The organism is Leisingera thetidis (assembly GCF_025857195.1).
Lineage (GTDB): Bacteria > Pseudomonadota > Alphaproteobacteria > Rhodobacterales > Rhodobacteraceae > Leisingera > Leisingera thetidis.
In genome coordinates, this window is sequence record NZ_CP109787.1 from 3,944,519 (window position 1) to 3,971,091 (window position 26,573).

17 protein-coding genes are annotated in these 26,573 nt (G+C 69.3%); 9 read left to right on the forward strand and 8 right to left on the reverse strand.

The genetic code is table 11. The features are described from left to right. Positions 1–30 precede the first annotated feature (30 nt). From OKQ63_RS19015 to OKQ63_RS19025, 3 genes are all read right to left on the reverse strand, one after another. Entirely contained in the window at positions 31–264 is a 234-nt protein-coding gene (locus tag OKQ63_RS19015; protein WP_264211587.1) for a DUF2798 domain-containing protein, read from the reverse strand. Between the two features lie 174 nt (positions 265–438). Next, a complete protein-coding gene (locus OKQ63_RS19020; protein ID WP_264211588.1) occupies positions 439–1,191 on the reverse strand; it encodes a hydroxypyruvate isomerase family protein in 753 nt (250 codons plus the stop codon). 110 nt (positions 1,192–1,301) lie between these two features. Then, a complete protein-coding gene (locus tag OKQ63_RS19025) occupies positions 1,302–1,886 on the reverse strand; it encodes a DUF1285 domain-containing protein (RefSeq protein WP_264211589.1) in 585 nt (194 codons plus the stop codon). A gap of 64 nt (positions 1,887–1,950) precedes the next feature. Between OKQ63_RS19025 and OKQ63_RS19030 the strand changes: the two genes are divergently transcribed. The 4 genes from OKQ63_RS19030 to OKQ63_RS19045 are packed head-to-tail and all read left to right on the forward strand — an operon-like array spanning position 1,951 to position 8,680. Beyond that, a complete protein-coding gene (locus OKQ63_RS19030) occupies positions 1,951–2,958 on the forward strand; it encodes an AAA family ATPase (protein WP_264211590.1) in 1,008 nt (335 codons plus the stop codon). Further along, positions 2,955–3,848, forward strand: coding sequence for a DUF58 domain-containing protein (locus OKQ63_RS19035; RefSeq protein ID WP_264211591.1), 894 nt, complete (start codon positions 2,955–2,957; stop codon positions 3,846–3,848). The genes OKQ63_RS19030 and OKQ63_RS19035 overlap by 4 nt, the downstream gene beginning before the upstream one ends. Next, entirely contained in the window at positions 3,845–6,628 is a 2,784-nt protein-coding gene (locus OKQ63_RS19040; protein ID WP_264211592.1) for a DUF4159 domain-containing protein, read from the forward strand. The genes OKQ63_RS19035 and OKQ63_RS19040 overlap by 4 nt, the downstream gene beginning before the upstream one ends. 9 nt (positions 6,629–6,637) lie before the next feature. After that, positions 6,638–8,680 carry a hypothetical protein gene (locus tag OKQ63_RS19045; RefSeq protein WP_264211593.1) on the forward strand — a complete coding sequence of 681 codons (2,043 nt, stop codon included), beginning with the start codon at positions 6,638–6,640 and terminating at the stop codon, positions 8,678–8,680. A gap of 201 nt (positions 8,681–8,881) precedes the next feature. On the opposite strand, the gene pbpC is transcribed toward OKQ63_RS19045, so the two are convergent. Both pbpC and OKQ63_RS19055 read right to left on the reverse strand, forming a co-directional pair. Beyond that, the gene (gene pbpC / locus OKQ63_RS19050; protein ID WP_264213954.1) at positions 8,882–10,897 is read right to left on the reverse strand and encodes a penicillin-binding protein 1C; all 2,016 of its coding nucleotides are present in this window, start codon (positions 10,895–10,897) and stop codon (positions 8,882–8,884) included. A 128-nt stretch (positions 10,898–11,025) separates the two neighbouring features. After that, on the reverse strand, positions 11,026–16,473 hold the full coding sequence (locus OKQ63_RS19055) for an alpha-2-macroglobulin family protein (RefSeq protein WP_264211594.1): 5,448 nt from the start codon (positions 16,471–16,473) through the stop codon (positions 11,026–11,028). A gap of 150 nt (positions 16,474–16,623) precedes the next feature. Between OKQ63_RS19055 and OKQ63_RS19060 the strand changes: the two genes are divergently transcribed. After that, positions 16,624–18,918, forward strand: coding sequence for a response regulator (locus tag OKQ63_RS19060; RefSeq protein ID WP_264211595.1), 2,295 nt, complete (start codon positions 16,624–16,626; stop codon positions 18,916–18,918). Positions 18,919–19,272: 354 nt separating this feature from the next. Here OKQ63_RS19060 and yaaA read toward each other — a convergent pair whose 3' ends face one another. The 3 genes from yaaA to OKQ63_RS19075 form a co-directional block, all read right to left on the reverse strand. Then, positions 19,273–20,037 (reverse strand): peroxide stress protein YaaA, encoded by a 765-nt coding sequence (gene yaaA, locus OKQ63_RS19065; protein ID WP_264211596.1) that lies wholly within the window; start codon positions 20,035–20,037, stop codon positions 19,273–19,275. A 30-nt stretch (positions 20,038–20,067) separates the two neighbouring features. After that, a complete protein-coding gene (gene recQ / locus OKQ63_RS19070) occupies positions 20,068–22,125 on the reverse strand; it encodes a DNA helicase RecQ (protein WP_264211597.1) in 2,058 nt (685 codons plus the stop codon). 128 nt (positions 22,126–22,253) lie between these two features. Then, on the reverse strand, positions 22,254–22,541 hold the full coding sequence (locus tag OKQ63_RS19075) for a YggT family protein (RefSeq protein WP_264211598.1): 288 nt from the start codon (positions 22,539–22,541) through the stop codon (positions 22,254–22,256). Positions 22,542–22,675: 134 nt separating this feature from the next. Here OKQ63_RS19075 and OKQ63_RS19080 point away from each other — a divergent pair, with 134 nt between their 5' ends. Genes OKQ63_RS19080 through OKQ63_RS19095 form a run of 4 tightly spaced genes read left to right on the forward strand, consistent with a single transcriptional unit; the run spans position 22,676 to position 26,389 of the window. Beyond that, positions 22,676–23,224 carry an acyl-CoA thioesterase gene (locus OKQ63_RS19080; RefSeq protein ID WP_264211599.1) on the forward strand — a complete coding sequence of 183 codons (549 nt, stop codon included), beginning with the start codon at positions 22,676–22,678 and terminating at the stop codon, positions 23,222–23,224. Positions 23,225–23,274: 50 nt separating this feature from the next. Continuing rightward, positions 23,275–24,639 (forward strand): MFS transporter, encoded by a 1,365-nt coding sequence (locus tag OKQ63_RS19085; protein ID WP_264211600.1) that lies wholly within the window; start codon positions 23,275–23,277, stop codon positions 24,637–24,639. After that, positions 24,636–25,505: a penicillin-insensitive murein endopeptidase gene (gene mepA / locus OKQ63_RS19090; RefSeq protein WP_434086020.1), complete on the forward strand. Its 870-nt coding sequence runs from the start codon at positions 24,636–24,638 to the stop codon at positions 25,503–25,505. The genes OKQ63_RS19085 and mepA overlap by 4 nt, the downstream gene beginning before the upstream one ends. Then, positions 25,478–26,389 (forward strand): esterase-like activity of phytase family protein, encoded by a 912-nt coding sequence (locus OKQ63_RS19095; RefSeq protein ID WP_264211601.1) that lies wholly within the window; start codon positions 25,478–25,480, stop codon positions 26,387–26,389. Before mepA ends, OKQ63_RS19095 begins: the two co-directional genes overlap by 28 nt. Positions 26,390–26,573 lie beyond the last annotated feature (184 nt).

Genomic DNA, 26,573 nt, shown 5'->3' on the forward strand with positions numbered 1-26,573 from the left:
GGCGGGCGGGAGCCTCCCCCCTGCCCGGTCTCAGCTGCCCGTGGGCTGCCTGACCAGCCGCGCCACCAGCCTGCGCACCAGCGGCGCGGCCACCAGAACGGCCGGGAAGGCGACCGGCCGGCTGAAGCCCCAGGCGGCCATCCAGCCGGACAGAAAGGTCCCGGACCCGGTGACGCGCAGGGTCGAAAGTCCCGAGACGATGCAGGACATCATCCCGGACAGCAGCAGCGCAAACAGTACAGGAGCAAAACGGGCGGGCAACATGACGGCAGGTTCCTTGCCGGCAGATCCGAAGGGGCGCATATGACGGATGCCTCCGCCATATGCACGCAGGGGGCCGCCAGGAAAACTGCGCCAGCACACAGGTCACTGCGCAGCCGGCCTCATTCGGGGGGCCCGGCCATCTGCCGCAAGGAGGCAGGGCGCGCGGGACGCGGCTCAGCGCATCCAGCCCAGGCTGTCCTCGGTGCGCCGGGTCGAGGGGGTGTATTCGGCGCTGACCCAGCCGTCGTAGCCGCTGGCGTCGATGGCGGCGAACAGCTGCTCGAAATCCACCGGCCCGGTGCCCGGCTCGCAGCGCCCCGGTGCGGCGCCGATCTGCACATGCTCGGCGTGCTTGCCGAAGGTGTCCCAGACCTTGGCCGCATCGCCGTGGATCAGCTGCGCGTGGTAGGCGTCATACTGCAGGCCGACATTGGGCCGGTCCACCGCCTCCAGCACCTCCACCGCCAGGTTGTAGTCATCGAGGAAATAGCCGGGCTGGTCGCCGCTGTTCAGCGGTTCGATGGTGAACTGCTGCTCCGGCGCGCGGTCGGCGGCCCATTGCAGGTTTTCAATGAAAGTATGCTGCGCCGCCGCGCCCTTGGCGTAGCCCGCCATCACATGGATCCGGCCGGCCTTCAGCGCCTCGGCATAGCGCAGAACCCGCCGGATGTCGCGCTGGAACCGGTCGACGCCTTCCGGCACCGCCGCGTAACCGGGCATGCCGCCGGTGTAATTCGGGGGCGGTGCGTTGATCAGCAGGAGCTGCAGCCCGTTGGCCAGCAGCGCGCGCTGGGTTTCCTTGGCCGCCAGCTCATAGGGGTAGAGAATCTCCACCGCCTCGAACCCCGCCGCAGATGCGGCCTGGAACCGGTCGAGATACGGCAGTTCGGCAAACAGCATGGAAATATTGGCCGCAAACCGGGGCATGGGAGTCTCCTTCTTGGCTGATGATCTAACCCTGCTCCGCAGGGCCGCCAAGGGATGAAAAGAACAGATTCTTCGTATTAAGGTTTATTTAACCCCGCCGGGATCCCTGCTCAGCCGGGATCCAGCTCATCCGACGGAATGACCCGGAAGAACCGGCCCGCCGACCAGACCCCGAACCAGCCGTCATGGTGCGCGCCCAGGTCCACCAGCCGGTAGAAGCTCTTGCGGTCGATCAGCGCCTCCAGGCCGGCCCGCACCATGACATAGGGCGACGGTTCGCCGGTGTCCGTGCCGCGCTCCACCCGGATCGGGTGGTCCGCGCCCGCAGCGGCGGTGTCGCCGGTATTGGTGGTGAAGGTGATTACCTGGTCGCGGCCCTGCCCCTCGGCCTCGAAATCGACCGCCACAAAGGGCGCGTCCTCGACGGTGATCCCCACCTTCTCTGCGGGCGTGACCAGAAAATACTTGCCGTCCTCCAGCTTGAGGATCGAGGCGAACAGCTTGACCAGCTCGAACCGGGTGAACGGCGTGCCGAGATAATGCCAGCTGCCGTCGCGCGCGATGCGGATGTCCAGATCGCCGCTGAACGGCGGATTCCACAGGTGCACGGGCGGCAACCCCTTGTCTTTGCGCGCCGCTTTCGCCGCCGCGGCAAGACCCTCGGCATCGGGTGTCACAGGTTTTTGTCCGCTCATTGCTTTTGCCATTTCCTGTCAGCACGATAGAGTAACAGAATATATCCGTGAAACGAGGAATGTCATGCCCGAACCCGACGATCTGCTGGCCGGCATCGAAGCGCTGGAAGCCAAGCTGCAGGAAGCGCGCGCATCGATCACCAGGCGATTCATCGGCCAGGAGCGGGTGGTCGATCTCACCCTGTCGGTGCTGCTGTGCGGCGGCCACGGGCTGCTGATCGGCCTGCCCGGCCTCGGCAAGACCCGGCTGGTGGAAACCCTGAGCACGGTGATGGGGCTGGACGGCAACCGCATCCAGTTCACCCCCGACCTGATGCCCGCCGACATTCTGGGCTCCGAAGTGCTGGACACCGCCGCCGACGGCCACCGCTCGTTCCGGTTCGTGCCGGGGCCGGTGTTCTGCCAATTGCTGATGGCGGATGAGATCAACCGCGCGAGCCCCAGGACCCAGTCGGCGCTGTTGCAGGCAATGCAGGAGCGGGTGGTGACAGTGGCGGGCGAGGACCGGCCGCTGGGTCCGCCGTTCCATGTGCTGGCGACCCAGAACCCGATCGAGCAGGAAGGCACCTATCCGCTGCCGGAGGCGCAGCTGGACCGGTTCCTGCTGCAGATCGACGTGAATTATCCGGACCGCGCGACCGAGCGGGATATCCTGCTGGCCACCACCGGCGCCGAGGAAGCGGAAGCCTATCAGGTGTTCACCGCTGCCGAGCTGATTGCGGCGCAGACCCTTTTGCGGCGGATGCCGGTGGGCGAGTCGGTGGTGGAGATGATTCTGGACCTGGTGCGCGCCTTCCGCCCCGAAGAACCCGGCGTGTCCGATCATGTGGCGCAGACCGTGGCCTGGGGGCCGGGTCCGCGCGCCGCCCAGGCGCTGATGCTGGCGGTCCGGGCACGGGCGCTGTTGCAGGGGCGGCTGGCGCCCAATGCCGAGGATGTGCTGGACATGGCAAAGCCGGTGCTCAGCCACCGGATGCAGCTGAACTTCGCCGCCCGCGCGCGCGGCGACAGCCTGGCCGCGCTGATCGAGGAAACCGCCGCGGATCTGGCCCGGACCGGGGCCGCCGCGTGACCAGACCTGCCGCCTCCCAGGCTGCAGCCGGACTGCGGCACCGGGCAGAGGCCGAGGCCAGCGCCTTGCCGCCGCTGCTGGTGCAGGCGCGGCACCTGGCCGGATCGGTGCTGATGGGCGAGCATGGCCGCCGCCGGGCCGGCACCGGCGATGACTTCTGGCAGTACCGCCCGGCCCAGGCCGGCGACAGCCGCCGGATGATCGACCACCGCCGCTCGGCGATGGGCGATGTGCAATATGTGCGCGAGCGGGAATGGCATATCTCGCAGACGGTGCATCTGTGGGTGGATACCGGCGCCTCGATGCGGTTTGCCTCCTCGCCCAGGCTGCCGCAGAAGGCGGACCGCGCCCGGCTGCTGGGCCTCGCCGCCGCGGTGCTGATGGTGCATGGCGGCGAGCGGGTCGGTCTCACCGGCGGCAGCCTGCCGCCGCGGCGCGGCAATGTGCAGATCCTGCGGCTGGCCGAGGCGCTGTCGGATGATGCGGCAGAGGATTACGCCCCGCCCAACGGCCGCGCCCTGATCCCGCATGCCCGCGCCCTGTTCATCTCCGACTTCCTGGGGCCGTACGAGCCGGTGGAGCAGGCGCTGTCCAAGGCCGCCGCGCGCGGCGTGCGCGGGGTGCTGCTGCAGGTGCTGGACCCGGCGGAGGAGGCGTTTCCCTTTGCCGGGCGCACGGTGTTCGAAAGCATCGCGGGCGGTGTCACACATGAAACACTGAAGGCCTCGGCGCTGCAGGAGCGCTATCTGGACCGGCTGGCGGAACGGCGCGCTGGCCTGGAGCGGCTGTGCCATGAGGCGGGCTGGCGGTTCGGTCAGCATCATACCGGCACAGCGGCGCAGAACGCGCTGATGTGGCTCTATCACGCATTGGAAAGAACCGCGCCATGACGATGATTGCGGGCATCGGCTTTACCGCGCCCTGGCTCTTGCTGGGGCTGCTGGCACTGCCGGTGCTGTGGCTGCTGCTGCGCGCGGTGCCGCCCGCCCCCAAGCGCCAGCCGTTTCCGGCGGTGACGCTGCTGCTGGGATTGAAGGATGACGAGAGCCTGTCGGACCGCACCCCGTGGTGGCTGCTGCTGCTCAGGATGTTGGCGGTGGCGGCGGCGATCATCGGGCTGTCGGGGCCGGTGCTGAACCCCGCGACCGAGGAGACCGGCGGCAGCGGGCCGCTGCTGATCGTGATGGATGCCGGCTGGGGCGGTGCCGCGGGCTGGAAGCAGACCAGCGCCCAGGCCGCCGTCCAGCTGGAAGAGGCCGGCCGGGCGGAGCGTCCGGTGGCGGTGCTGCGCCTGAGCGCGCCGGAGCCGCTGCAGTTCCGCGCCGCCAGCAGCTGGCAGCGGCAATTGGCCGGGCTGGTGCCGCTGCCCTGGCAGCCGGGGCCGGATCAGCTGCAGGGCGCGCTGGCGGCAATTGACGGTGCGGAGGGAAGCTTTGACACCATCTGGTTCAGCGACGGGCTGGAATTTTCGGGCCGCGAAGGCCTGATCGGGGCGCTGAGCCGCCGCGGCGGTATCGAAGTCTTTGAACAGCCTGCGCCGGTGCTGGGGCTGATGCCAGCCGCCTATACCGGCGGCGCAATCGAAGTGACGGTGCAGCGCAGCCGGGCGGGGCCGGCCCAGGAAGTGACGGTGCTGGCGCAAGGCAAGGACCCGGGCGGCACCGCGCGCAGCCTGGCGGCCCTGCCGCTGCGCTTTGCCGATGGCGCCCGCACAGCCTCGGCAGAACTGCTGCTGCCGGCAGAGCTGCGGGCACGGCTGTCGCGGTTCGAAATCCGCGGCATGAAATCCGCCGGCGCGGTGGCGCTGACCGATGACAGCCTGCGGCGCCGCGAGGTGGCGCTGGTGTCCTCGCAAAGCGCCGACGAGGGGCTGGCGCTGCTGTCGCCGCTGCACTACCTGCGCCAGGCGCTGGCGCCTTCGGCAGAGCTGCTGGAAGGCGCGCTGGCGGATCTCTTGCCGGCCAATCCGGATGTGATCGTGCTGGCGGACGTGGCGCGGCTGGCGCCCGCGCAGGAAGACGCGGTCATCGAGTGGGTGGAAAACGGCGGCCTGCTGCTGCGTTTTGCCGGGCCGCGGCTGGCCGCCAGCGACACCGCCCGCGCGGGCGAGGAGCCCCTGATGCCGGTGCGCCTGCGCATCGGCGGCCGCAGCATCGGCGGCGCCATGAGCTGGGGCGAGCCGAAAACCCTGGCGCCCTTTGCCGAAAGCTCGCCGTTTTACGGGCTGGAGGTGCCGGCCGAGGTCTCGGTCGGCTCGCAGGTGGTGGCGCAGCCCGATCCCGAACTGGCGGAGCGGGTGATTGCCGAACTGGCCGACGGCACCCCGCTGGTGACGCGCAAGACGCTGGGCCAGGGCCAGGTGGTGCTGTTTCACGTGACCGCCAATGCGGAATGGAGCAGCCTGCCGCTGTCGGGGCTGTTCGTGTCGATGCTGGAGCGGCTGGCGGTGTCCTCGTCGGCGGCCGCGCCAAAAGCCGAAGACCTTGAGGGCACCACCTGGACGCCGGTCGAGGTGCTGGACGGCTTTGGCACACTGGACGCAACGGAGACGCTGCCGGGGGTCAAGGGTCCGGACCTGGTGGCGGCGCCTGCCGGCCCTGAGCTGCGGCCCGGGATCTATGCCGGCGGGCGGCGGATGCTGGCGCGCAACGTGCTGCGCGCGGGCGACGAGCTGCTGGCGGCGCGCTGGCCGGCCACGGTGGAAGTCAGCGGCTATGACGCGCCGCAGGAGCTGCCGCTGGGCGGCGCGCTCTTGACCCTGGCGCTGGGGCTGCTGGCGCTGGATGTGCTGGGCACGCTGGCGGTGTCCGGCCTGCTGGGCGGGGTGCGCACCGCCGCGCTGGCCGCGGCATTGGCGCTGGCGGCGCTGGCGGCTCCGCGGGAGGCGCGGGCGCAGGACATCCCGGCGCCGGAAGATTACAGGGCTGCCGAGCTTGCGTCGGAACTGGTGCTGGCGCATGTGCTGACCGGCGACCCGGAGGTCGACCGCATCGCCGGAGCCGGCCTGCGCGGGCTGTCGGACACCCTGTTCTTCCGCACCTCGGTGGAGCCGGCCAACCCGGCCGGCATCGATCTGGAGCGGGATGAGCTGGCGTTCTATCCGCTCTTGTACTGGCCGGTGACCCGGGACCAGCCGTTGCCCTCCTCCGCGGCCTACAGCAGGCTGAACACCTATTTGCGGGCAGGCGGCATGATCCTGTTCGACACCCGCGATGCGGATCTGTCCGCCTCGGGGGCCACCAGCCCGGCGGCGCGGCGGCTGCAGCAGATTGCCCTGCCGCTGGACATCCCGCCGCTGGAGGTGGTGCCGGAGGACCATGTGCTGACCCGCGCCTTCTACCTGCTGCAGGCCTTCCCCGGGCGTTACAGCCGCGGCCCGGTCTGGGTCGAGGCAGCGCCGCCCGATGCGGAACAGGCCGAGGGCATTCCGTTCCGCAACCTCAACGACGGGGTGACGCCGGTGGTGATCGGCGGCAACGACTGGGCCGCGGCCTGGGCGGTGGATGAAAACGGCCGCCCGCTGCTGCCGGTCGGGCGCGGCTATGCCGGCGAGCGGCAGCGCGAGCTGGCGTTCCGGTTCGGCGTCAACCTGGTGATGCATGTGCTGACCGGCAACTACAAATCCGATCAGGTCCATGTGCCGGCCCTGCTGGACCGGCTGGGGCAATAGGAGCGCGCGATGACACAGACGATCCTGTTTGACCCTCTGGTGCCCTGGCCGGTGATCTGGGCCGCCGGCGGCGTCACCCTGGCGGCGCTGGTTCTGGCGCTGTGGAAGGGGCTGTCGGGCTGGGGTCTGCGGGCGCTGGCGGCGCTGGTGCTGCTGGCCGCCCTGGCCGGCCCGGTGCATCAGAGCGAGGACCGCGCCCCGCTCAGCGACATCGTGATCGTGGCCGAGGACCGGACCGCCAGCCAGCAGCTGCGGGACCGGCCCGAACAGATGGCACGGGCGCGCACCCAGCTGAAGGCGGCGCTGGCGGACCGGCCGGGAACTGAGGTGCGCTGGGTCACCGTGGCGGATGGCGCGGGCGATGAGGGCACAAGATTGCTCAGCGCCATTGCCGGGGCGCTGGCGGACGAGCCGCGGGCGCGGGTGGCCGGCATCATCGCCTTGTCCGACGGCCAGGTGCATGACGCGGAGCAGGTGCTGAACCTGCCCGCCCCGATGCATCTGCTGCTGACCGGACGCGAGGACGACTGGGACCGCCGCCTGATCGTGAAGAACGCCCCCGGCTTTGCCATCATCGGCGAGCCGGTGAAGCTGACGCTGAGGATCGAGGACCAGGGCGCGGTGCCGGTGCAGGGCGGCTTTGCCGATCTCGACATCTCGGTCGGCGGCGATGCGCCGCAGCGTTTCACCCTGCCGGTCGGGGTCGATTTCGAATTGCCGATGGTGCTGCAGCACGGCGGGCGCAACGTGATCCGGTTCAGCGTGCCGGAGGAGCCGGGCGAGCTGACCGCGCGCAACAACACGGCGCTGGTGCAGATCAACGGGGTGCGCGACCGGCTGCGGGTGCTGCTGGTGTCGGGCGAGCCGCATGCGGGCGGGCGCACCTGGCGCAACCTGTTGAAATCCGACAGCGCGGTGGATCTGGTGCATTTCACCATCCTGCGCCCGCCGGAAAAACAGGACGGCGTGCCGGTGGAGGAGCTGTCGCTGATCGCCTTCCCGACGCGCGAGCTGTTCCTGGAGAAGATCGAGGATTTCGACCTGATCATATTCGACCGCTACAAGCGGCGCGGCATCCTGCCCGCGGTCTATCTGGACAATGTGGCCAATTACGCGATGGGCGGCGGCGCGGTGCTGGTGGCGGCGGGGCCGGATTTCGCCAGCGCCGACAGCATCTACCGCTCGCCCTTGTCGCTGATCCTGCCGGCCGAACCCTCGGCGCGGGTGCTGGAGGAGCCTTACCGCCCGGAAGTGACGGACCTGGGCAAGCAGCATCCGGTGACTGCAGGGCTGGAGGGCGCGGCGGACTGGGGCCGCTGGCTGCGCCAGGTCGAGCTGCGCACACCCGAGGGCCATGTGCTGATGAGCGGCGCCGGCGAACGGCCCCTGCTGGTGCTGAACCGGGTCGGCGAGGGCCGGGTGGCGCTGCTGGCCTCGGATCATGCCTGGCTGTGGAGCCGCGGCTATGAGGGCGGCGGGCCGCAGCTGGAGCTGCTCAGGCGGCTGGCGCATTGGATGATGAAGGAGCCGGAGCTGGAGGAAGAGGCGCTGTGGGCCGAAACCTCGGGCCAGCGGATGCGGATCCTGCGCCGCACGCTGGCCGGTCAGGCGGGGCCGGTGACAGTGACCAATCCGGATGGCTCCACGGTGCAATTGGACCTGCGCCAGACCGCGCCGGGCCAATGGGAGACCCGCTATGAAGGCCCGGAGCAGGGCCTGTACCGGCTGGAGGAAGGCGGCCGCACCGCCGTGGCGGGACTGGGGCCTGCCGCGCCGAAGGAGTTCGAGGAGACCATTGCCACCGGCGGTGTGCTGGCGCCGGTGCTGGCACCTCTGCGCGGCGGCGTGCTGCGGCTGGAGGAGGGGATGCCCTCGCTGCGCAACGTGCGCGCCGGACGGCCTGCCGCCGGGCGCGGCTGGATCGGCCTCACCCCGCGCGAGGCCTATGAAACGCTGTCGGTGTCCCAGGGCCCGCTGCTGCCGGCCTGGCTGGCGCTTGTGATGGCGGCCTTTTTCCTGGTGGCCGGCTGGCTGCGCGAAGGGCGGCGCTGATCGCGCCGGTTCCGGAAAAGCAACCGTTCCAAAGATCCGGCGGCCGCGACACGCGCCTGCGCGGGCCTGGCAAGGCGGCTGTCCGCCAAAGCGGCAATCCCGGCATCCGTGGCGCAGGCGGTCCCGGCCGCGGCGGCGGCCACTGCGGCGGCGCAGGCGGCAAGGCGCGGTTTCCGCATCCCGGATCCGCGGCAGACGGGATCAATCGATCCGCAGGTCAATCCGGTCCGAGCGGCCCGCGCCATCGACCACCACCAGCGAGGAGAAGCCGGGGCCGGGGCTGGGCAGGGAGAATTCACGGCGGCGCTGGCCCGCCAGCACAGGGCGGCCATTCGCCAGCACCAGAAACGGGGCAGTGCCGCCGCGCAGCTTGAGGGTCAGGGACGCCCCTTCCAGCGCCAGCCGGGCACCGTCCGGCGGAAAGATCAGCTGCGGAGCGTCTCCGCCGGCGGCAAAGGCTGCCTGCCGCGGACGGAAGCGCCGCAGCGGCAGCGGCAGTTCGGCAGAGCTGACAATCAGCGCGGACGGCGGCGGCGGCGGCAGCGGCTCCAGCGCGGGTTTCAAGCGCCCGAAGGCTTCGAACAGAACCGGCGCGGCCAGGCTGCCGCCGAAGATGCCCGGCACCGGAGTGCCATCGGCGCGGCCGATCCAGACGCCGATCGCATGGCGCCCGTCCCAGCCGACCGCCCAGGCATCGCGGTGGCCGTAGGAGGTCCCGGTCTTGTAGGCGATTGCTCCGGCCCGCGCCCCCGGCGGCACCGGCAGCCCGCGCAGGATGCTGCCGACCTGCCACGCCGCTTCGGGCGAGATCAGCCGGTCGGCGGGCTGCAGCGCCGCGCCCTGCATCACGCGCAGCCGCGGCCCCTGCCCGCCTGCCGCCAGCCCGGCATAAAGCTGCACCAGATCCTGCAGGCTGAGGCCGACGCCGCCAAGCGAAACCGCCAGCCCCGGCGCGCCGCCCGGCAGCTGCGGCCGGGCGCCGCCGGCGCGCAGCGCAGCCATCACCCGCGCCGGACCCAGCTCCTGCGTCAGCTTCACCACCGGAATGTTGAGTGACAGCTGCAGCGCTTCGCGCACCCGGATGTCGCCGCGGAAGCTGCCGTCGAAGTTCTGCGGCGCGTAGCCTGCGAAATCGGCCGGGCCGTCGTGGATCAGGGTCTCGGGATGCGCCAGGCCCTGGTCGAAGGCCAGCCCGTAGATCAGCGGCTTCAGGGTGGAGCCGGGCGAGCGGATGGCCTGGGTCATATCGACAAATCCGCGGCGGCCGGCGTCGGAATAGCCGGGCGAGCCGACCAGCGCCAGCACCTCGCCGGTCTGGTGGTCGGCGGCAATCAGGGCGGCAGAGAGCCGGTCGCCGCCGCGGCGCACGGCGTCAGCGGCCAGTCTTTCCATGCGTGCCTGGATGGCGCCGTCGAGGGTCAGCCGCAGCTGGCGTCTGCCGGGATGGCGGGCCTTTGCCCGGTCCGCCAGATGCGGTGCCAGGCGCGGGAAGGCGGCCATGCGGTGCGGCAGCGGGGTGTGGCGGGCGGCTTCGGCGTCTTCGGCGCTGAGTACCCCCTGCCGCTGCATCCGCGCCAGCACCCGGTCGCGGGCCTGGCTGGCGGCCTCGGGGAAACGGTCCGGGCGGCGGCGTTCGGGGGATTGCGGCAGGGCCACCAGCAGCGCGGCCTCGGCCGGGGTCAGGCGTCCCGGCTCCTTGCCGAACCAGCTGTAGGCCGCGGCGCGGACGCCCTCCGCCGCGCCGCCATAGGGGGCGTGGGTCAGGTAGAGGGTGAGGATGTCTTCCTTGCTGAGGCGGCGTTCCAGCGCCAGCGCCACCCGCATCTGGCGCAGCTTGCCCGCCCAGCGGCCGGTGGTGCCGTCCTCCAAGAGCCGCGCCACCTGCATAGTGAGGGTGGAGCCGCCGGACACCGCGCGGGTGTTCCACAGCGCCTGGCCCGCAGCGCGCAGGAGGGCGATGGGGTCGACGCCGGCATGGGAGCGGAAACGCTTGTCCTCGTAGCGCAGCAGCATGTCGAGGAAGCGCGGGTCGACGTCGGCGGGCTTAACGGCGAGGCGCCAGAGGCCGTCGCCCACGGGGTAGGCGCGCAGCAGCTTGCCGTTGCGGTCGAGGACTTCGGTGGAGGTTTCCGCGAGGGTGAGGGGGAGGTTTGTGTTGCCGATCCAAGTGTCGAAGCTGCGCCATGCGGTGAGCGTTACCGCAATCAGCAATGCTATGGCCGAAGCGCTCCATTTCCATCTTTTGCCTGGCCGATAGGCCGGGCATCGCCCGTCCGCCCCCCCGGGCGGGCGATACTCGCCCCCCCGCGGACGGGCGCTGCCCTCTGAGCTGTTCAGCCAGCGTCTCACCTGACTTCCACGCGCCCGGTGCCGGTGCGGGCGCGGTAGGCGGGGCGGTACATGTCCTCGACCGAGGCGGCCGGGTGGTGGAACACGCCGGGCGTCACCGCGCGGACCACATAGGCCAGCGTCACCTGCGCGGCATCGCGCACGTTCACCGCCGCCAGGAAGCGGTCGCTGCGGAATTCGGCGTGTTCGGCCTCGGCCGGGTTCAGCCAGTCGAGATCGCGCAGATCGCCGGAGCGCAGCAGGTTCGGGTTGTCGATCTCAAACCCCGCGGGCAGCGGGTCGCTGATCATCAGCCTCGCACCGGTCTTCTCATGCGGCTTCACCCGCAGCACCGCCACAAAGCGTGCGCCTGTGCGGACGGACTGCGCGTCGAGCGGCCGGCCCTCCAGCGTGTAGTAGCTGCGCTCGATCGTGTAGCCGAAGCCGCCCGCGGCGGGCGGGACCTCTGGCACGCCGAGCGTGGTCAGGGTGATGTCCGCGGTGCGGCCATTGGCGGCGGTCAGGGCGAGTTCCGGCATGTCCTGGCCGTCTGCAGCCTGCACAAACGGGCCCTGGACCGGCTGTCCGTTGACCAAGAGGCCGGAGTCTTCGGGGGTCCGGGCCAGTGCATGGGCCGCCATCAGGGTCCAGGCGGCCTCCTGGGTGGAGCGGGTGCCGGCCGCATTGGAGAGCCGCGCCGACAGGCTGGCGCGGTCCACGGCTTCCGACCCGGCCTCCGCCGCCAGCGCCAGCACGCCGGCGGTGTCGCGCAGCCGTGTGCCGAAGTCGGCGCGCCAGAGGCGGGCCTCATTTTGCGCCTCAGCGCCGATCATCTGCGCGGCGCGGGCAAACATCCGGTCGGCCCGGCGCTGGTCGCCATAGGCCGCAAGGGCGGCGCCCAGCTGGGCGGCGGCCAGCGGCGTCGCAAAGGCCTCGCCCTTGACATCCGCGTAATAGCGCAGATCCCCCATCTGGGCCGCGCCTTCGCGGGCCAGCACCAGGAGGGCATAGGCAATCTCCTCGCCGCCTTTGTCGAAGTCGGACGCGTAGCTGATGCGGTTGCGCAGGTTGTCCATCGCCTGGGCAAAGGCCTGCTGCGGCACGTCGTACCCCTGCGCGCGGGCGCGGCTGAGGAAGTCGCTGGCGTAGGCATCCAGCCAGAACTCGCCGCTGCCGGCCTGCCACAGGCCGAAGGCGCCGCTGGGGGCCTGCCGGGTCAGCACCTTGCGGACCGCGGCATTGACGCGCGCATCCACCGCCGGGCCATCGCCCAGTCCCGCCGCTTGCGCCACGCTGCTGAGGTAGAGCAGCGGCAGCGCCCTGGAGGCCACTTGCTCGGTGCAGCCGTAGGGGTACTGGTCCAGCTGTGCCAGGAGGCCCGGCACGTCGAACTTGGCGAGCGGGCCGGAGGAGATGGCGGCGCGTGCGGTGCCGGGACGCAGGCCGGTGAAGACGTCCTTGCTGAACAGGAAGGTGTCGCCGCCCGCCAGGGTGAAGCGGCGGGTCCGGGAGGTCACCGGGTCATTGGCGCGCACCGGCAGACGCAGGTCCTGGCGCAGCACCTGCCCGTCCGGGGTGGTGAGGGTGAGGGTCAGTTCGTGGTCACCAACGGTTTCTGCCGTCACCGGCAGTTCCAGCACTGTCTTGCCCTGTTCCGCCAAGGTGACGGAGGCGGGCAGGCTGCCGAGTGCCAGGCCGCCTGCGGTGCTGGCGGTCAGCGCTATGTCTCCGGCAGGGCCGTCGGCATGGACGATCTCGATCTTTGCGCGGCTTTCATCGCCGGGCGCCAGGAAGCGCGGCAGCGAGGCGGTGACCACCACCGGGTCGCGCACCAGCATGTCAGCCTCGGCCTGACCGACAGCGCGGCCGGACCAGGCGACAGCCATCAGCCGCACGGTGCCGTTGAAGGCGGGCAACACCATCGGGAACTCGGCCGCGCCGTTGGCATCCGCCTGCAAGGGGCCGGAGAACAGCGCCACAAGGTCCTGGGTCGGCGGCGGCGATTGCATCTTCATGCCGCTGTCGGCATCGCCGCCGGAGCGGACGCGGCCCAGGGCGCCGTTGCCGGGGTCGATCAGGCGGCCATAGACGTCGCGCAGCTCCATCCCCAGCCGGCGCTGGCCGTGGTAATGCGCGCTGGGGTCGGGGCTTTCGAAGCCTGTCAGGTTGAGGATGCCGAGGTCCACTGCGGCCACGGTGAGCCAGACCTCCTCGCCCTCCGCCGCGCCATCCACATGGATTTTTGCAACTGAAGTGCCGCGCGGGCGGGCCACTTCGGGGACATCAATCGCAACCTTCAATTGCTGGCCGGGCTGGGTGACGCCGGCGTGGGCCAGACCCAATGCGCGCAGCGGGGTGCGGCCGCGGTCGCCAGCCACCGGCTGGATCACCGTTGCGGTCACATAGGCGCCGCTGCCCCAGTCCTGTGTGACCTCCAGCGGGATCACGGTTTCGCCGGCCGGGACCTCCACCGCCATGCGGTGGATCAGGTGGCTGGAGACCACCGAGACCAGCGCAGTACCTGCCGCCTGCGGCACGATGCGCAGGCGGGCGGTGCCGCCGGGGGCATAGGTTTCGCGGTCCAGCGACAGCTCCAGGCGGGCGGGGGTCTCGGAACTGCCCTCGGGCGCGTACCAGCCGGCATAGAAGTCATAGGCAGCAGAGGCATAGGCGCCGTCGAGGCGTTCCACAACCAGCTCATAGCGGCCCCAATCCACAGGCTGCGACAGCGGCAGGGGATCGCTGCCCAGCTGCGCCTCGCCGGTGGCGATGCGGGTGCGGCGGGTGATCGGCTCCCAGTTCCAGTTGCCGTAGAGCTGATACCATTGGTAGCGGGTTTCGACCCGGTTCAGGGTCCATTTGACGCGCATCGGCATGGGCGTCAGGTCCGGGGCCAGGGCGATGAGTTCAAAGCCTGCCTCGGAGCCTTCTGCCGCGACCTCGTCAAACTGCGGCTTGATGCCGAGGACCGGACCGGCGGGGCGGACCGGCAGCTCAAGCGAGCGCTCTACCGGGCGGGCAGATCCATCCGCGACGCGGGTGGTGAGGGTGGCCAGCAGCGGCTTGCCTTCTGCCGGGGTGGCAGCGGGGAGGTTTGCGGAGAATGCCGCACTGCCATCGGCGCCGGTTTCCTGGCCGCCGAAGTATTCGGTCTGGGCGGAGGAGGCTTCATCGTAGCGGCCAAAGCGGAAGCCGGGCCATTGCACCAGAGTGCCGGCGGCGGTGAGGCGGATGCTGCCTTCCACCTTCAGGCCAGCGCCCGGCGCACCGAACAGGTAGCCGGCCTGCAGCGCGATTTGAGCGGCGCCGCCGGGCTGGAGGGCGTCTGCATTGGCGACCTCCTGTTCAAAGTCGATGCGTTCGGGCAGGAAGTCTTCGATCAGGATCTGGCGGCTGGCGAGCGCGGGGGCCTTGAGGTCGCTTTTGATCTCAACCCGCCAGGTGCCGCGCGGGGCGGCGGGGCCGGTGGGCAGGGCAAAGACATGGCCGCCCTGATGCCCGCTGGCGGAAGTCTGGCGGGTGTATTCCACACCGTCGGGCCGCAGCAGGATTGCGGTGAGCGGCAGATCCCCGATGGCCTGTGCCCTGCTGTCGCGGGCCAGCGCCGTCACATGCACGGTTTCACCCGCACGGAAGGCGCCGCGGGCGGTGGCAAGGAACACATCCACCGGCCCCGGCGCGGGACGGCCCGCAACACCGCGGTCCGACAGGTCGAAGGCGGCATCGGTCAGCGGCAGGAAGGTGAAGTCGTCCTCTCCGGCGCGCGCGGTGATCAACGCAGGCGCCGCGCCGCCCGAACCGCGGGTCAGCCCCGGTGCAAAGCGCACATAGCCGCTGGCGTCACTGGTTTCGGTGGCCAGCACCTCGTTGGCGCCGGAGATCAGGCTGACCTCGGCCCCCGCCTGCGGCCTGGCATCCGCCAGTCCCTGCACCTGCACATGCAGGCCGTCGCTGCCGGACATGGTGCTGAGGCCCAGACCGGTCAGCACAAACCACTGGGTGGCGCCGGCATCGTCATAGGGATCGGCGCCCGGCACCCGGGCGGTCAGCGCATAAAGACCCGGCTTCTGCCCTGTCAGAGCCTGATCCAGCGGCAGGCGGCTGGTCATCGCCTGATTGAGCGCAGTGCCGATCTCGGCGCTGCCCTGCCAGATCTCCTCGGCAATATCCGCGGCAAAATGCTCATCCTCCCAATGCGACAGCGGCCGGGCGAAATAGCCCTCCTGCAGGGTGCGCAGCACGTTGCGGCTGCTGACCCGGCGCAGGCGCAGGTCCAGGCCGGTGAGGTTCACCGTCTCCACCGGCAGCGCCGCTTCGCCGCCTGCAGGCAGCACATAGGCGCGGCCCGGGAACCGGACCTGCGGGGCGCGGTCGCGCACATAGTGGGTCAGCTCCACATCCTTGAAGAGCTGCTCGCCGCTTGCGGCAGGCAGGCCGCGGCGCAGGGTGATCCGGTAGCGCTTGCCGTGCTCCACCCCGTCAAGGCACAGCTGGCGGCCCTCGGCTGTGACGGCGAGGCTGCCATCGGCCGTGCGCACGTAGTGTTCCAGACCGGAGCCGGCCTGTTCCAGATTTTCGGAGAACTCGGCGCAGATGCGCGGCGCGGCGCTGTCGCTTTCAACCGTGCTGGATGTGACACGGAAGCCGTATTTGGCGATTGCATCCTCCAGCCTGCCGGCAGGCAGCGAACCGGGGGCGATGTCTTCGGCCAGACGCAGCAGAGGCAGCATGTCCCGCCCGCGGCCCCGCAGCGCCTGCGCATCGGCCGCTGCTGCCAGGGCTTCAGCCTGCCCGCCGGGCGGGCCGGCGCGAAGATAGCCGTTGAGCGCTGCAAAATAGGCCTGCTGCCAAAGGCGCTGCTGCTGCGGCCTGCTGCCGGCCTCCTTGGCCGCATGCAGCAGGTAGCCGGCAAACCGGGTCCAGTCCTGCGCGGAATCCGACAGCACAACCGCCTGCCCCATCCAGCGCAGCGCAGCCAGCGGGTCGCCGCCGCGAAGCTGCGACCGGGCCGCCGAGAACGCCTCGGCAGCATCCGTCGTCGCCAGCGGATAATCCAGCCCCAGGGTGCGGGCGAATTCCGCCGCATGCCCGAAATCCTGTTCCGAGACGGTCCGCAGGCGTTCTGCCCGGCCGGCGGCCGCCGCCGCCAGCCCGGCCGGCACCGCCTGTTTGAGCGCCGACACCGCGCCCTCATAGGGGCTGGGCCGCTGCAGGCCGGATTTCGGGAAACAGGCGTTTGCCTTTTGGTTGAACACAAAGCCCGCGCACGCCGTCTGTGCGGAACAGGCCCGGGCACAGGACTCCAGATCCGTCTCGAACAGCGGCTGCAGGTCGGAGCCAAAGAAATCAGTGCCGGCAAAGGACTTGTACCGGAAATCCGGCAGATGCGGCCCGGCCAGCGCGGCAGGCTGTGAAACGAAAACCGTCAGGCAGAAAATGCAGAAAACAAAGAACAGACGCGGCATGGCACCCTCCAATACTGGGGGCAGGCTGACACGGGCTTAACGTCATAGCAAGATTCCCCCGCGTAACAGTTTAACAGCAGCCCTGCTGCCGCAAGCGCTGGGAATTTGCCATGCGCCGTTTGTGTTAAATTATTGCCGGAGTTCGCAGGGATGAGCCTTGCAGAAAAACTAGCGGAAGAAAGGCGGGCCCGGCTGGCCGCCGAGCGGCTGCTTGAATTGAAGCAGGCCGAGCTTTCCGCTGCCAACCGCAAGCTGGGCCGCCACGCGCTGGCGCTGACCAAGCAGATCGGCCAGACCCAGGCCGAGGTGGCCACGGTGCGCGATGAAAACGCAAAGGTGAAATCCGATCTCAGCACCGCCCACGCCAAGGTCGAAACCGCCGAGCGGAGGCTGTGGCATTCGATCCAGGCGTTCCAGGACGGGTTTGCCTTCTTTGATGCCGACAGCAGGCTGATCGGTGCCAACACCGCCTATCTCAACATCTTCGACGGGCTGGAGGAAGTGTCGCCGGGGATCACCTACATGCGCATCCTGCAGCTGCTCACCGATGAAGGGCTGATCAATACCGGGGAGGTGCCGCCGGCGGACTGGCGGGAGATGATGAACGACCGCTGGCATTCGCCATCGCCCGCGCCGGTGGTGGTCCAGCTGTGGGACGAGCGCTATCTGCGGCTGATCGACCAGCGCGGCCATGGCGGCGACGTGGTGACGCTGGCGCTCGATATCACCTCGACCGTGCGCTACGAGAAGGAGCTGCGCGCCTCGCGCGCCCGCGCCGAGGCCGCCAACCGCGCCAAATCCGCCTTTCTCGCCAACATGAGCCACGAGATCCGCACGCCGATGAACGGGGTGGTGGGCATGGCGGAACTGCTGTGCGACACCCAGCTGGATGAAGAGCAGCGGCTGTACGCCAGCACCATCAAGAATTCGGGCGAGGCGCTGCTGGTCATCATCAATGACGTGCTCGACTATTCCAAGATCGAGGCCGACAAGCTGGAGCTGCACCCCGAGGAATTCGACCTGGAGCGCAGCCTGCATGAGGTGGTGATGCTGCTGCAGCCCACCGCCCGGGACAAGGGGCTGGCGCTGCTGGTCGATTACGACCTGTTCCTGCCGACGCGGTTTGTGGGCGATCCGGGCCGGATCCGGCAGGTGCTGACCAATCTGGCCGGCAATGCGGTGAAATTCACCAAAGAGGGCCATGTGACGCTGCGGGTGACCGGCATCACCTCGCCGGATGACAAGCAATGCACGGTGCATATCTCGATCGAAGACTCCGGCATCGGCATCCCGGCCGAGAAGCTCGAGCACATCTTCGGCGAATTCAACCAGGTCGAGGATGAACGCAACCGCAAATTCGAGGGCACCGGTCTGGGGCTGGCGATCTCCAAGCGGCTGATCGAGCTGATGGGCGGCGAGATCTGGGTCGACAGCGACGAGGGCAAGGGCTCCTGCTTCGGCTTCCGGCTGCCGCTGCCGATCGAAGGCCCGGCGGAACAGCCGGTTCCGGAACTGCCCAGCACGCTGCGCCACGTGCTGATTGTGGACGACATGCCGCTGAATTGCGGGATCCTGCAAAAGCACCTGCTGATGCTGGGCATTCAGGTGACCGCGGCGGACTCCGCCGCCGCCGCCCTGGCCGCGATGCAGGACAGCATCGACCTGGTGATCAGCGGCCACAACCTGCCTGAGCTGAACGGGCTGCAACTGGCCAGGGATCTCAAGTCCGGCCGCTGGAGCGGGGTGCCGGTGCTGCTGCTGAACTCCAGCCCGCATGCCGGCAATGATCCTGAAATCCGCCAGCTGGTGAACGGGGTGCTGCAGAACCCGGTGCTGCGTGCCGATCTGTTCAGCCAGCTGGCCAGGCTGAGCGGCAGTGCCCCCGGGCCGGACGGAGACGCCGCGGAGCAGGCCGCCCCGGAGCCACCGGCAGCGGCCGGGGCCGTTGCCCGGCCCGGGCCGCCCGCGGCAGCGGCACCGGAACCGCCCGGCCGCCCGGCCGGGCCCGAAGCCCGCCGGGTGCGGGTGCTTGCGGCCGAGGACAACAAGACCAACCAGCTGGTGTTCAGCAAGATGGTGAAAGAGCTGAACATCGAGCTGGAATTTGCCAACAACGGCCTGGAGGCGGTGGAGGTCTTCAAAACCTTCCACCCGGATCTGATCTTCATGGATATCTCGATGCCGATGATGGATGGCAAGGAAGCCACCGCGCAGATCCGCAGGATCGAGGCCGTTTCCGGCGGCCATGTCCCGGTGATTGCGCTGACCGCGCACGCCATGGCGGGCGATTCCGAGGGCATCCTTGCCGCCGGCCTGGACCACTACCTGACCAAGCCGCTGCGCAAGGCGCTGATCCATGAAAAGATCCGGGCCTTTGCACCGCCGGAAACCCAGCCGCTGGACCTGGACGGCCCGCCGGCCGAAGCGGCGGCCGGCGGGGGCTGAGCGGCTGGCGCTGCCGGTTGCCGCTTCGGCCTCTGGCGAAGACAGGCGCAGCGCGATCGCCGCGGCAGGGCCGCACGCAAAACTCGGCAGGCATCGCGGCCGGATGCCGGGGGCCGCTCGCAAGCGTTTTTCCGGCCCGAAACCGCGGCATCGGGACCCACTCCGGCAGCTGACCCTTGCAGCCAGGCGCTTACGGCTGCGGGCTTCTCCCGCGCCCGCGGGCGCACCGGCTGCGCCGGCACGGCCCTTGTGCGGCCTTGGGCCCGGCAGCGCGCAAGGCGCGCTGCCGGGCCCAACCGGGACGGTGCATTCTCTTGAATGTGCCGGAGCGGGCGGGAGCCCGCGCCCCTTGCTTCAGGCGCTGCGCAGGAAGACAGGCTTGTCCGGTGCCGACATCGCCGGCTGATAGGCATAGCCGCCGGAATCGAAATCCTTGAGGCTTTCCGCATCCGTCAGCCGCTGCTGGATGATGAACCGGGCCATCGCGCCGCGGGCGCGCTTGGCATAGAAGCTCACCACCTTGGGGCTGCCGTTCTTGTCTTCCATGAAGACCGGCGTGAACACCCGCAGCTTCAGCGCGGCCAGATCCACCGCGCCGAAATATTCCTGGCTGGCGCAGTTGACCAGCACGCTGGTGCCGGCGGCCTCGGCCTGCGCGTTCAAGGCGTCCGAAATCTTGCGGCCCCAGAACTCATAGAGGTTCCTGCCGCGCGGATTCTTCAGCCGCGAGCCCATCTCCAGCCGGTAGGGCTGCATCGCATCCAGCGGCCGCAGCACGCCGTAAAGCCCCGACAGGATGCGCAGATGGTCCTGCGCCCAGGCCATTTCGTCCGCGTCCAGCGAAGACGCCTCCAGCCCCTGGTAGGTGTCGCCGGCAAAGGCCAGCGCCGCCGGGCGGGTGGCGCCGGTTTTCGGATCGGCGGCAAAGTCCTGAAAGCGGCCATAGTTCAACCTGGCCAGATCCTCGCTGATGTGCATCAGCTTCATCAGATCCGCCACCGACTGTTCCCGCGCCACGGCGGCCAGCGCCACCGCGTCGTCGTGAAGCGCGGGCCAGGTCATCTCCTGATCCCGTTCCGCCCAGTCCAGCTTCTTGGCCGGAGAGGTCACTGCCAGCATGTTCTGCCCCCTTTTGATCTTGGCGCGACCCTACCCCGCGCCGCGCAGGACGTCCAGAAACGCCGCAGCGAAACGTTCGGCGCGGCGCTCCCCCAGCAGCCGCGCAACACCGGTCTCGTCATCCGCGCGCATCTGCGCCACCTTGGCCAGCAGCGAGGCCGAGCAGGTCAGCGGCTTCAGCGTGCCGCAGTGCCCACGCGCCAGCTGCGCCTGCACCTCCAGCAGCGCGTCATAGACGGACCCGGAGCCGCGCCCCGCCAGTTTGCGCCGTGCCGGGTGCAGCTGTTCCGCCGCGCCGGTGATCACGGACAGGAAGTCGTCGCCGTAGCGCTCCAGCTTCTTGGCGCCGACGCCGTTGATCCGCGCCATATGGTCGAGGGTTTCCGGGCGCATCTCGGCCATCTCGATCAGGGTGCGGTCGGGGAAGATCACATAGGCCGGCACTTTCTGCGCCTCGGCCAGCGCGCGGCGCTTGGCCTTCAGCGCCGACAGCAGCGGCGCGTCTTCCTCGGAGACCAGCGCCTTCACTGCCGGGCGGCGGTCGGCAGATTTGATGGTGTCGCGGCGCAGCTCGATCGACTGTTCGCCGCGCAGGATCGGCAGCGCCGCCTCGGTAAAGCGCAGCGCGCCGTGGCGCTCCGGGTCGGGGCGCAAGAGGTCGTGGCCCATCATCTGCCGGAACACCGCCTGCCACTGGCGCTTGCCGAACTCCTTGCCGCAGCCGTAAACCGACAGCTGGTCATGGCGCTTGGCCCGGATCCGCTCATTGTCGGCCCCCAGCAGGATGTCGATCAGGTGGCCGGAACCGAACCATTCCTCGGTCCGCAGCACCGCCGACAGCGCCTTCCTCACCACGGTGGTGCCGTCGAACACATCAGCCGGGCTGTCGCAGAGGTCGCAGTTGCCGCAGGGCGCAGCCTCCTCGCCAAAATAGGCAAGCAGCTTCTGGCGGCGGCAGCGCAGCGCCTCGGCCAGCCCCAGGAGCGCGTTGAGCCGGGCGTGATCGGCGCCGCGGCGCTCGGGCGGGGCAAGGCCTTCGTCAATCTGGGAGCGGCGCAGGCGGATGTCATCGGGGCCGAACAGGGTGAGGGTTTCGGCAGGCGCCCCGTCCCGGCCGGCACGGCCGATCTCCTGGTAATAGGCTTCGATGGATTTCGGCAGGTCGGCGTGGGCCACCCAGCGGATGTCGGGCTTGTCGATGCCCATCCCGAAGGCCACGGTGGCGACCACGATCAGCCCGTCCTCGCGGGCAAAGCGGATTTCGACCTGGCGGCGGTCCTCTGCGTCCATGCCGCCGTGATAGAAACAGGCGGAATGGCCGGCCTCGCGCAATGCAGCGGACAGCGCCTCGGTTTTGGCGCGGGTGCCGCAGTAGACGATGCCGGACTGGCCCTTGCGGGCGGCGGCGAACTCCAGGATCTGGCGGCGCGGGCTGTCCTTGGCGCCAAAGGCCAGGTGGATGTTGGGCCGGTCGAACCCGCGCAGGAAGCTGCGCGGCGCCGCGCCGTCGAACAGCTTCTGGACGATTTCTTCCTGGGTTTCCTGATCCGCCGTTGCGGTGAAGGCGGCCAGCGGCACGCCGAGGGTCTGCCGCAGTTCGCCGATGCGCAGGTAGTCGGGGCGGAAGTCATGGCCCCACTGGCTGACGCAATGGGCCTCATCGACCGCGATCAGGCTGACGCCGATCCGGCGCAGCATGCCCATCGCCGCGCCCGAAGCCAGCCGTTCCGGCGCCATGTAGAGAAGTTTCAGCCGCCCGGCCTCGATCGCCTCCCAGACCATTTCGGTCTCTTCATCGGTGTTGCCGGAGGTGAGCGCGCCGGCGCTGACGCCGGCCTCCTGCAGGGCGCGGACCTGGTCGCGCATCAGCGCGATCAGCGGCGAGATCACCACCGTTATGCCGTCGCGCAGCAGTGCCGGCAGCTGATAGCACAGCGACTTGCCGCCGCCCGTGGGCATGATCGCCAGCACGTTTTCCCCAGCGGTCACGGCATCGACAATCTCCTCCTGCCCGGGGCGGAAGGCGTCGAAGCCGAAGATCTCGCGCAGGATCGGGGACGCGCCTGTCAGGGCTGCCGGGGCTGTCATGGGGGCAAGGGGCCTCAATGTGGTGGTGGTCTGCTCGTCTTGGCAGGCACAATCCCACAGGAGGCATAGGGCGGCAAGGGCTGCCACGCAAAAGCCCGGCGAAAGCCGCCGGGCCGGGCGCGCTCAGATCAGTAGAACGCAGCCATATTGTTCATCAGGACAATGCGCAGCGCGTAGACGGCAACCAGCACCACCAGCGGCGCCAGGTCGAGCCCGCCCATGTTCGGTATCAGGCGGCGCACCGGGGCATAGAGCGGTTCCAGGATCCGGTTCAGCCCGTACCAGATCTGCGCCACCAGCTGCTGGTGCAGGTTCAGCACCTGGAAGTTGATCAGCCAGCTCATGATCACATGGGCAATGATGAAGAACCAGACGATGTCCAGGATCAGCATCAGGATTTGGAACAGCGAGACCATCTCATATTTCCCTCTTTCGAACAGCCACACAGGTAAGCAGACGCGGCGGAATGCGCAAGGCTTCCGCGAGGTTGCGGTTGACGCGCTGTAAACGGGTGGCATCACGGGCACATGGCATCAAGGAGCGCGCGCCGATGTACCCGATTTTCCGCCTGATCAAGGATACCGTTCTGGCCAGCCGGATGGAGCGGCTGCCGATCACCGGGCTGCATGTCTCGCATCACATCTGCTGGCCCTGGGACCTGGACATGTGGATGGAGCTGAACAACGGCCGCACCATGACGCTGTATGACCTGGGCCGCACCATGCTGGCACAGCGGGCCGGGCTGATCGGCGCGCTGAAAAGGAACCGCTGGGGGCTGACGGTGGCGGGATCCTCGGTGCGCTACCGCCGCCGCATCCGCGGGTTCGAGCGGTTCGAGATGCGCAGCCGCGCCGCGGGCTGGGATGACCGCTTCATCTATGTCGAGCAGTCGATGTGGAAGAAAAACGGCGACTGCGCCAGCCATGTGATGCTGCGCACGGCGGTGACGGACCGCAACGGCATCGTGCCGCCGGCCAAGGTGCTGGCGGCGCTGGGGCAGGACACCGCGGCCTCGCCCGAGCTGCCCGGCTGGATCAAGGACTGGTGCCGGGCGGATGCCGGCCGCCCCTGGCCGCCGATGCAGGACGGGCTTGCCTAGGCCCCTGCCCGCCTGCCATACCTGAAGGCAACAATAACAAGAGGCCGGGCATGCAGCAGGTTTCCACGCGCAAGCGGATCTGGGGATGGTGGTTCTTCGACTGGGCCAGCCAGCCTTATCAGACACTGCTGGTCACCTTTGTGTTCAGCCCGTTCTTTGCCGCCGTTGCGGCGGAGTATTTCATGGCCGAAGGCCTGGCGGACGAGGCCGCCAAGGCGCAGGCGCAGACCATCTGGTCGATGTGTTTGACCGTGACCGGGCTGATCATCGGCTTCGGCGCGCCGTTCCTGGGGGCGATGGCCGATATCACCGGCCGCCGTCTGCCGTGGATCATGATGTTTTCACTGATGTATCTGATCGGTGCCTGGGGGCTGTGGCACATGGATCCCGCGGGCAGCAACCTGTGGTGGATGCTGGTCAGCTTCGGCTTTGGCTTCATCGGCGCCGAATTCGCGCTGATCTTTGTCAATGCGCAGCTGCCCACGCTCGCCAGCCGCGAGGATGTGGGCGACATCTCCGGGTCGGGCTTTGCCTTCGGCTATCTCGGCGGGGTGATTGCGCTGTTCATCATGCTGCTGCTGTTTGTCGAGCAAAGTTCCGGCAGGACGCTGATCGGCCTCAGCCCGGCCTTCGGCCTGGATCCGGAGGCAAAGGAGGGCACCCGCGCCGTCGGCCCCTTTACCGCGGTCTGGTTTGCCGTCTTCATGATCCCCTATTTCCTGTGGGTGAAGGACCGCGGTGCCACCGGCCGGAAGGCCAGCCCGGGCAAGGCCTGGCAGATGGTGGTCAAGCTGGTCTCCGGCCTGCGCCACCGGCTGAGCCTGGCGACCTACCTGGGGTCTTCGATGTTCTACCGCGACGCGCTCAACGGGCTGTACGGCTTTGGCGGTGTCTACGCCAAGCTGGTGCTGGAGTGGGAGATCACCCAGATCGGCGTGTTCGGCATTGTCGCGGCGCTGGCAGCCACCCTGTTCAGCTGGCTCGGCGGCAAGGCGGACCGGCGGCTGGGCCCGAAACCGGTGATCATCGCCTCGATCCTGATCCTGGCCTTTGTCTGCCTGGTTATCGTCAGCATGTCGCGCGACCAGATTTTCGGCATCCCGCTGGCCGAAGGCTCGACGCTGCCGGATGCGGTGTTCTTCGGCTGCGGCGTGCTGATCGGCGGCTTCGGCGGCATCCTGCAGGCGGCCAGCCGCAGCCTGATGGTGCGCCACACCAGCCCCGCGGACGCCACCGAGAGCTTTGGCCTTTATGGCCTGTCGGGCCGCGCAACGGCCTTTCTGGCCCCGGCGCTGATCGGCGCCGCCACCACGGTGACGGGCAGCGCCCGGCTGGGGATTGCCCCGGTGATCGGGCTGTTTCTGATCGGATTGATACTGTTATTCTGGGTTCAAGGAGAAGGAGATCAGGGTTGAGACTGTTACTTGCCTTTTGTTTAGCGGTTGCGGGTTTCTGTAGTCCGGCAAGCGCACAAACCCCCGCCAAGGCCCTGTTCGGAGCCAAGCCCAGCGCCTCGCAGCAGCGCCCCGCGCCGTTCGGCTCCTACGCCAAGGGCTGTGTTGCCGGTGCGGCCCAGCTGCCCGAAACCGGCCCCACCTGGCAGGCGATGCGGCTGAGCCGCAACCGCAACTGGGGCCACCCCGCAGCAATTGATTTTGTTCAGGATCTCAGCCGGTTTGCCGCCAGGCAGCGCGGCTGGAAGGGGCTTTACATCGGCGACATCAGCCAGCCGCGCGGCGGGCCGATGCTGTCGGGCCACCGCAGCCATCAGATCGGCCTGGATATCGACATCTGGATGCGGCCGCCGGACCGGCTGAACCTCAGCCGCAGTGCGCGCGAGAACATCTCCTCGATCTCCATGCGCCGGGCCAAGGGCGCCTATGTGAACGCGGGCTGGACGCGGGCGCACCACGAGATCCTCAAGGCCGCGGCCCAGGACAAGCGGGTGGCGCGGATCTTTGTCTTTCCCGGCGCCAAGGTGCAGATGTGCAATGACGAGAAGGGCGACCGCCGCTGGCTGCGCAAGATCCGGCCCTGGTGGGGGCACCACTACCACTTCCATGTGCGGCTGGCCTGCCCGCGCGGCGCGCGCGGCTGTGTCGATCAGGCCGCGCCGCCCAAGGGCGACGGCTGCGCCGAGGCGCAGCAGTGGGTGAACAACATCCTGAACCCGCCGCCGCCGAAACCGGTTGACCCCAACGCGCCAAGGCCTAAACCGCGGCGGGACTACACCCTTTCGGACCTGCCCAAGCAATGCGCCTCCGTTCTGCAATCCAACTGACCCTGGCCCTGGCGGCGGCTGCCGGACTGGCCGCCGCCGCCTATGCGGCCAACCGCCCCCCGGCAGCGGCTGGCAAGGCGCGGTACCTCGGCAGCTATACCTGGAAGCTGAACCAGCCGTGGTTCGGCGGGTTTTCGGCGCTCGATCTCAGCGACGGCGGCAGGTCCATGACCGTGCTCAGCGACCGCGCGACGCTGGTGGCAGCGCAGATCCAACGCAGCCGGGGCGCCATTACCGGTGTCACGGCCCAAAGCGCCCATGGCCTGCGCGCCTCCACCGGCAAACCGCTTAAGGGGCGGTCCGGCGACAGTGAGGGCCTGGCCGTGGCCGCGGACGGCAGCCGCTACATCTCCTTCGAAGGAGCTGCGCGTGTCGCCCGCTACCGCACCGCGCAAGGCCGCGCCAAGGTGCTGCCGCGCCCCAAGGCCTTCCGCAGGCTGCCGCCCAACAAATCGCTGGAAACCCTGGCAATCGATTCCCGCGGGCATCTTTACACCCTGCCCGAACGGGCGCTGGACACACACGGGCAGATCCCGGTGTGGCGCTGGAACGGCCGCCGCTGGTCGCGCCCCTTCAGCCTGCCGCCCGAGGGCAACTTCCTGCCGGTGGATGCCGACTTCGGCCCCGACGGCCGGTTCTACCTGCTGGAGCGCGACTTCACCCTGCTCGGTTTCCGCAGCCGCCTGCGCCGCTGGGACATCACCGCCGCAGGCCCGGTGAAGGAAGCCATCCTGCTGCAGACCGGCCCCGGCACCCACGACAACCTTGAGGGCTTGTCGGTCTGGGCCGATGACACCGGGCGCCTGCGCGCCACCATGGTGTCGGACGACAATTTCCTGCCGCTGCAGCGCACCGAGCTGGTGGAATACGCCCTGCCCCGCTGACCGCAGGCGCCCGCGCCGCGCCAGCGGCGCCACGCCCAACCGGGAGGGGGCGTTCGCCGAATGCACCGCGAGCGGGCGGGAGCCTTTCCTGAAACCGGACAACTTGCCCTTGAGGCCGGAACATTTTAAAGGGGCCGGTCTTTTGCTGCCGCGGACTGCGTCTGCGCGCCCCGAAACAAACGGA

What these genes read in the sequence shown, in the direction of transcription:
- OKQ63_RS19075 (WP_264211598.1), bottom strand. Translation starts at nt 22,541, where the DNA reads ATGGTCTCGCTGTTCCAAATCCTGATGCTGATCCTGGACATCGTCTGG.
- yaaA (WP_264211596.1), bottom strand. Translation starts at nt 20,037, where the DNA reads ATGCTGGCAGTGACCTCTCCGGCCAAGAAGCTGGACTGGGCGGAACGG.
- OKQ63_RS19060 (WP_264211595.1), top strand. Translation starts at nt 16,624, where the DNA reads ATGAGCCTTGCAGAAAAACTAGCGGAAGAAAGGCGGGCCCGGCTGGCC.
- OKQ63_RS19040 (WP_264211592.1), top strand. Translation starts at nt 3,845, where the DNA reads ATGACGATGATTGCGGGCATCGGCTTTACCGCGCCCTGGCTCTTGCTG.
- OKQ63_RS19020 (WP_264211588.1), bottom strand. Translation starts at nt 1,191, where the DNA reads ATGCCCCGGTTTGCGGCCAATATTTCCATGCTGTTTGCCGAACTGCCG.
- OKQ63_RS19025 (WP_264211589.1), bottom strand. Translation starts at nt 1,886, where the DNA reads ATGAGCGGACAAAAACCTGTGACACCCGATGCCGAGGGTCTTGCCGCG.
- OKQ63_RS19030 (WP_264211590.1), top strand. Translation starts at nt 1,951, where the DNA reads ATGCCCGAACCCGACGATCTGCTGGCCGGCATCGAAGCGCTGGAAGCC.
- recQ (WP_264211597.1), bottom strand. Translation starts at nt 22,125, where the DNA reads ATGACAGCCCCGGCAGCCCTGACAGGCGCGTCCCCGATCCTGCGCGAG.
- OKQ63_RS19015 (WP_264211587.1), bottom strand. Translation starts at nt 264, where the DNA reads ATGTTGCCCGCCCGTTTTGCTCCTGTACTGTTTGCGCTGCTGCTGTCC.
- OKQ63_RS19080 (WP_264211599.1), top strand. Translation starts at nt 22,676, where the DNA reads ATGTACCCGATTTTCCGCCTGATCAAGGATACCGTTCTGGCCAGCCGG.
- OKQ63_RS19055 (WP_264211594.1), bottom strand. Translation starts at nt 16,473, where the DNA reads ATGCCGCGTCTGTTCTTTGTTTTCTGCATTTTCTGCCTGACGGTTTTC.
- OKQ63_RS19045 (WP_264211593.1), top strand. Translation starts at nt 6,638, where the DNA reads ATGACACAGACGATCCTGTTTGACCCTCTGGTGCCCTGGCCGGTGATC.
- OKQ63_RS19085 (WP_264211600.1), top strand. Translation starts at nt 23,275, where the DNA reads ATGCAGCAGGTTTCCACGCGCAAGCGGATCTGGGGATGGTGGTTCTTC.
- OKQ63_RS19095 (WP_264211601.1), top strand. Translation starts at nt 25,478, where the DNA reads ATGCGCCTCCGTTCTGCAATCCAACTGACCCTGGCCCTGGCGGCGGCT.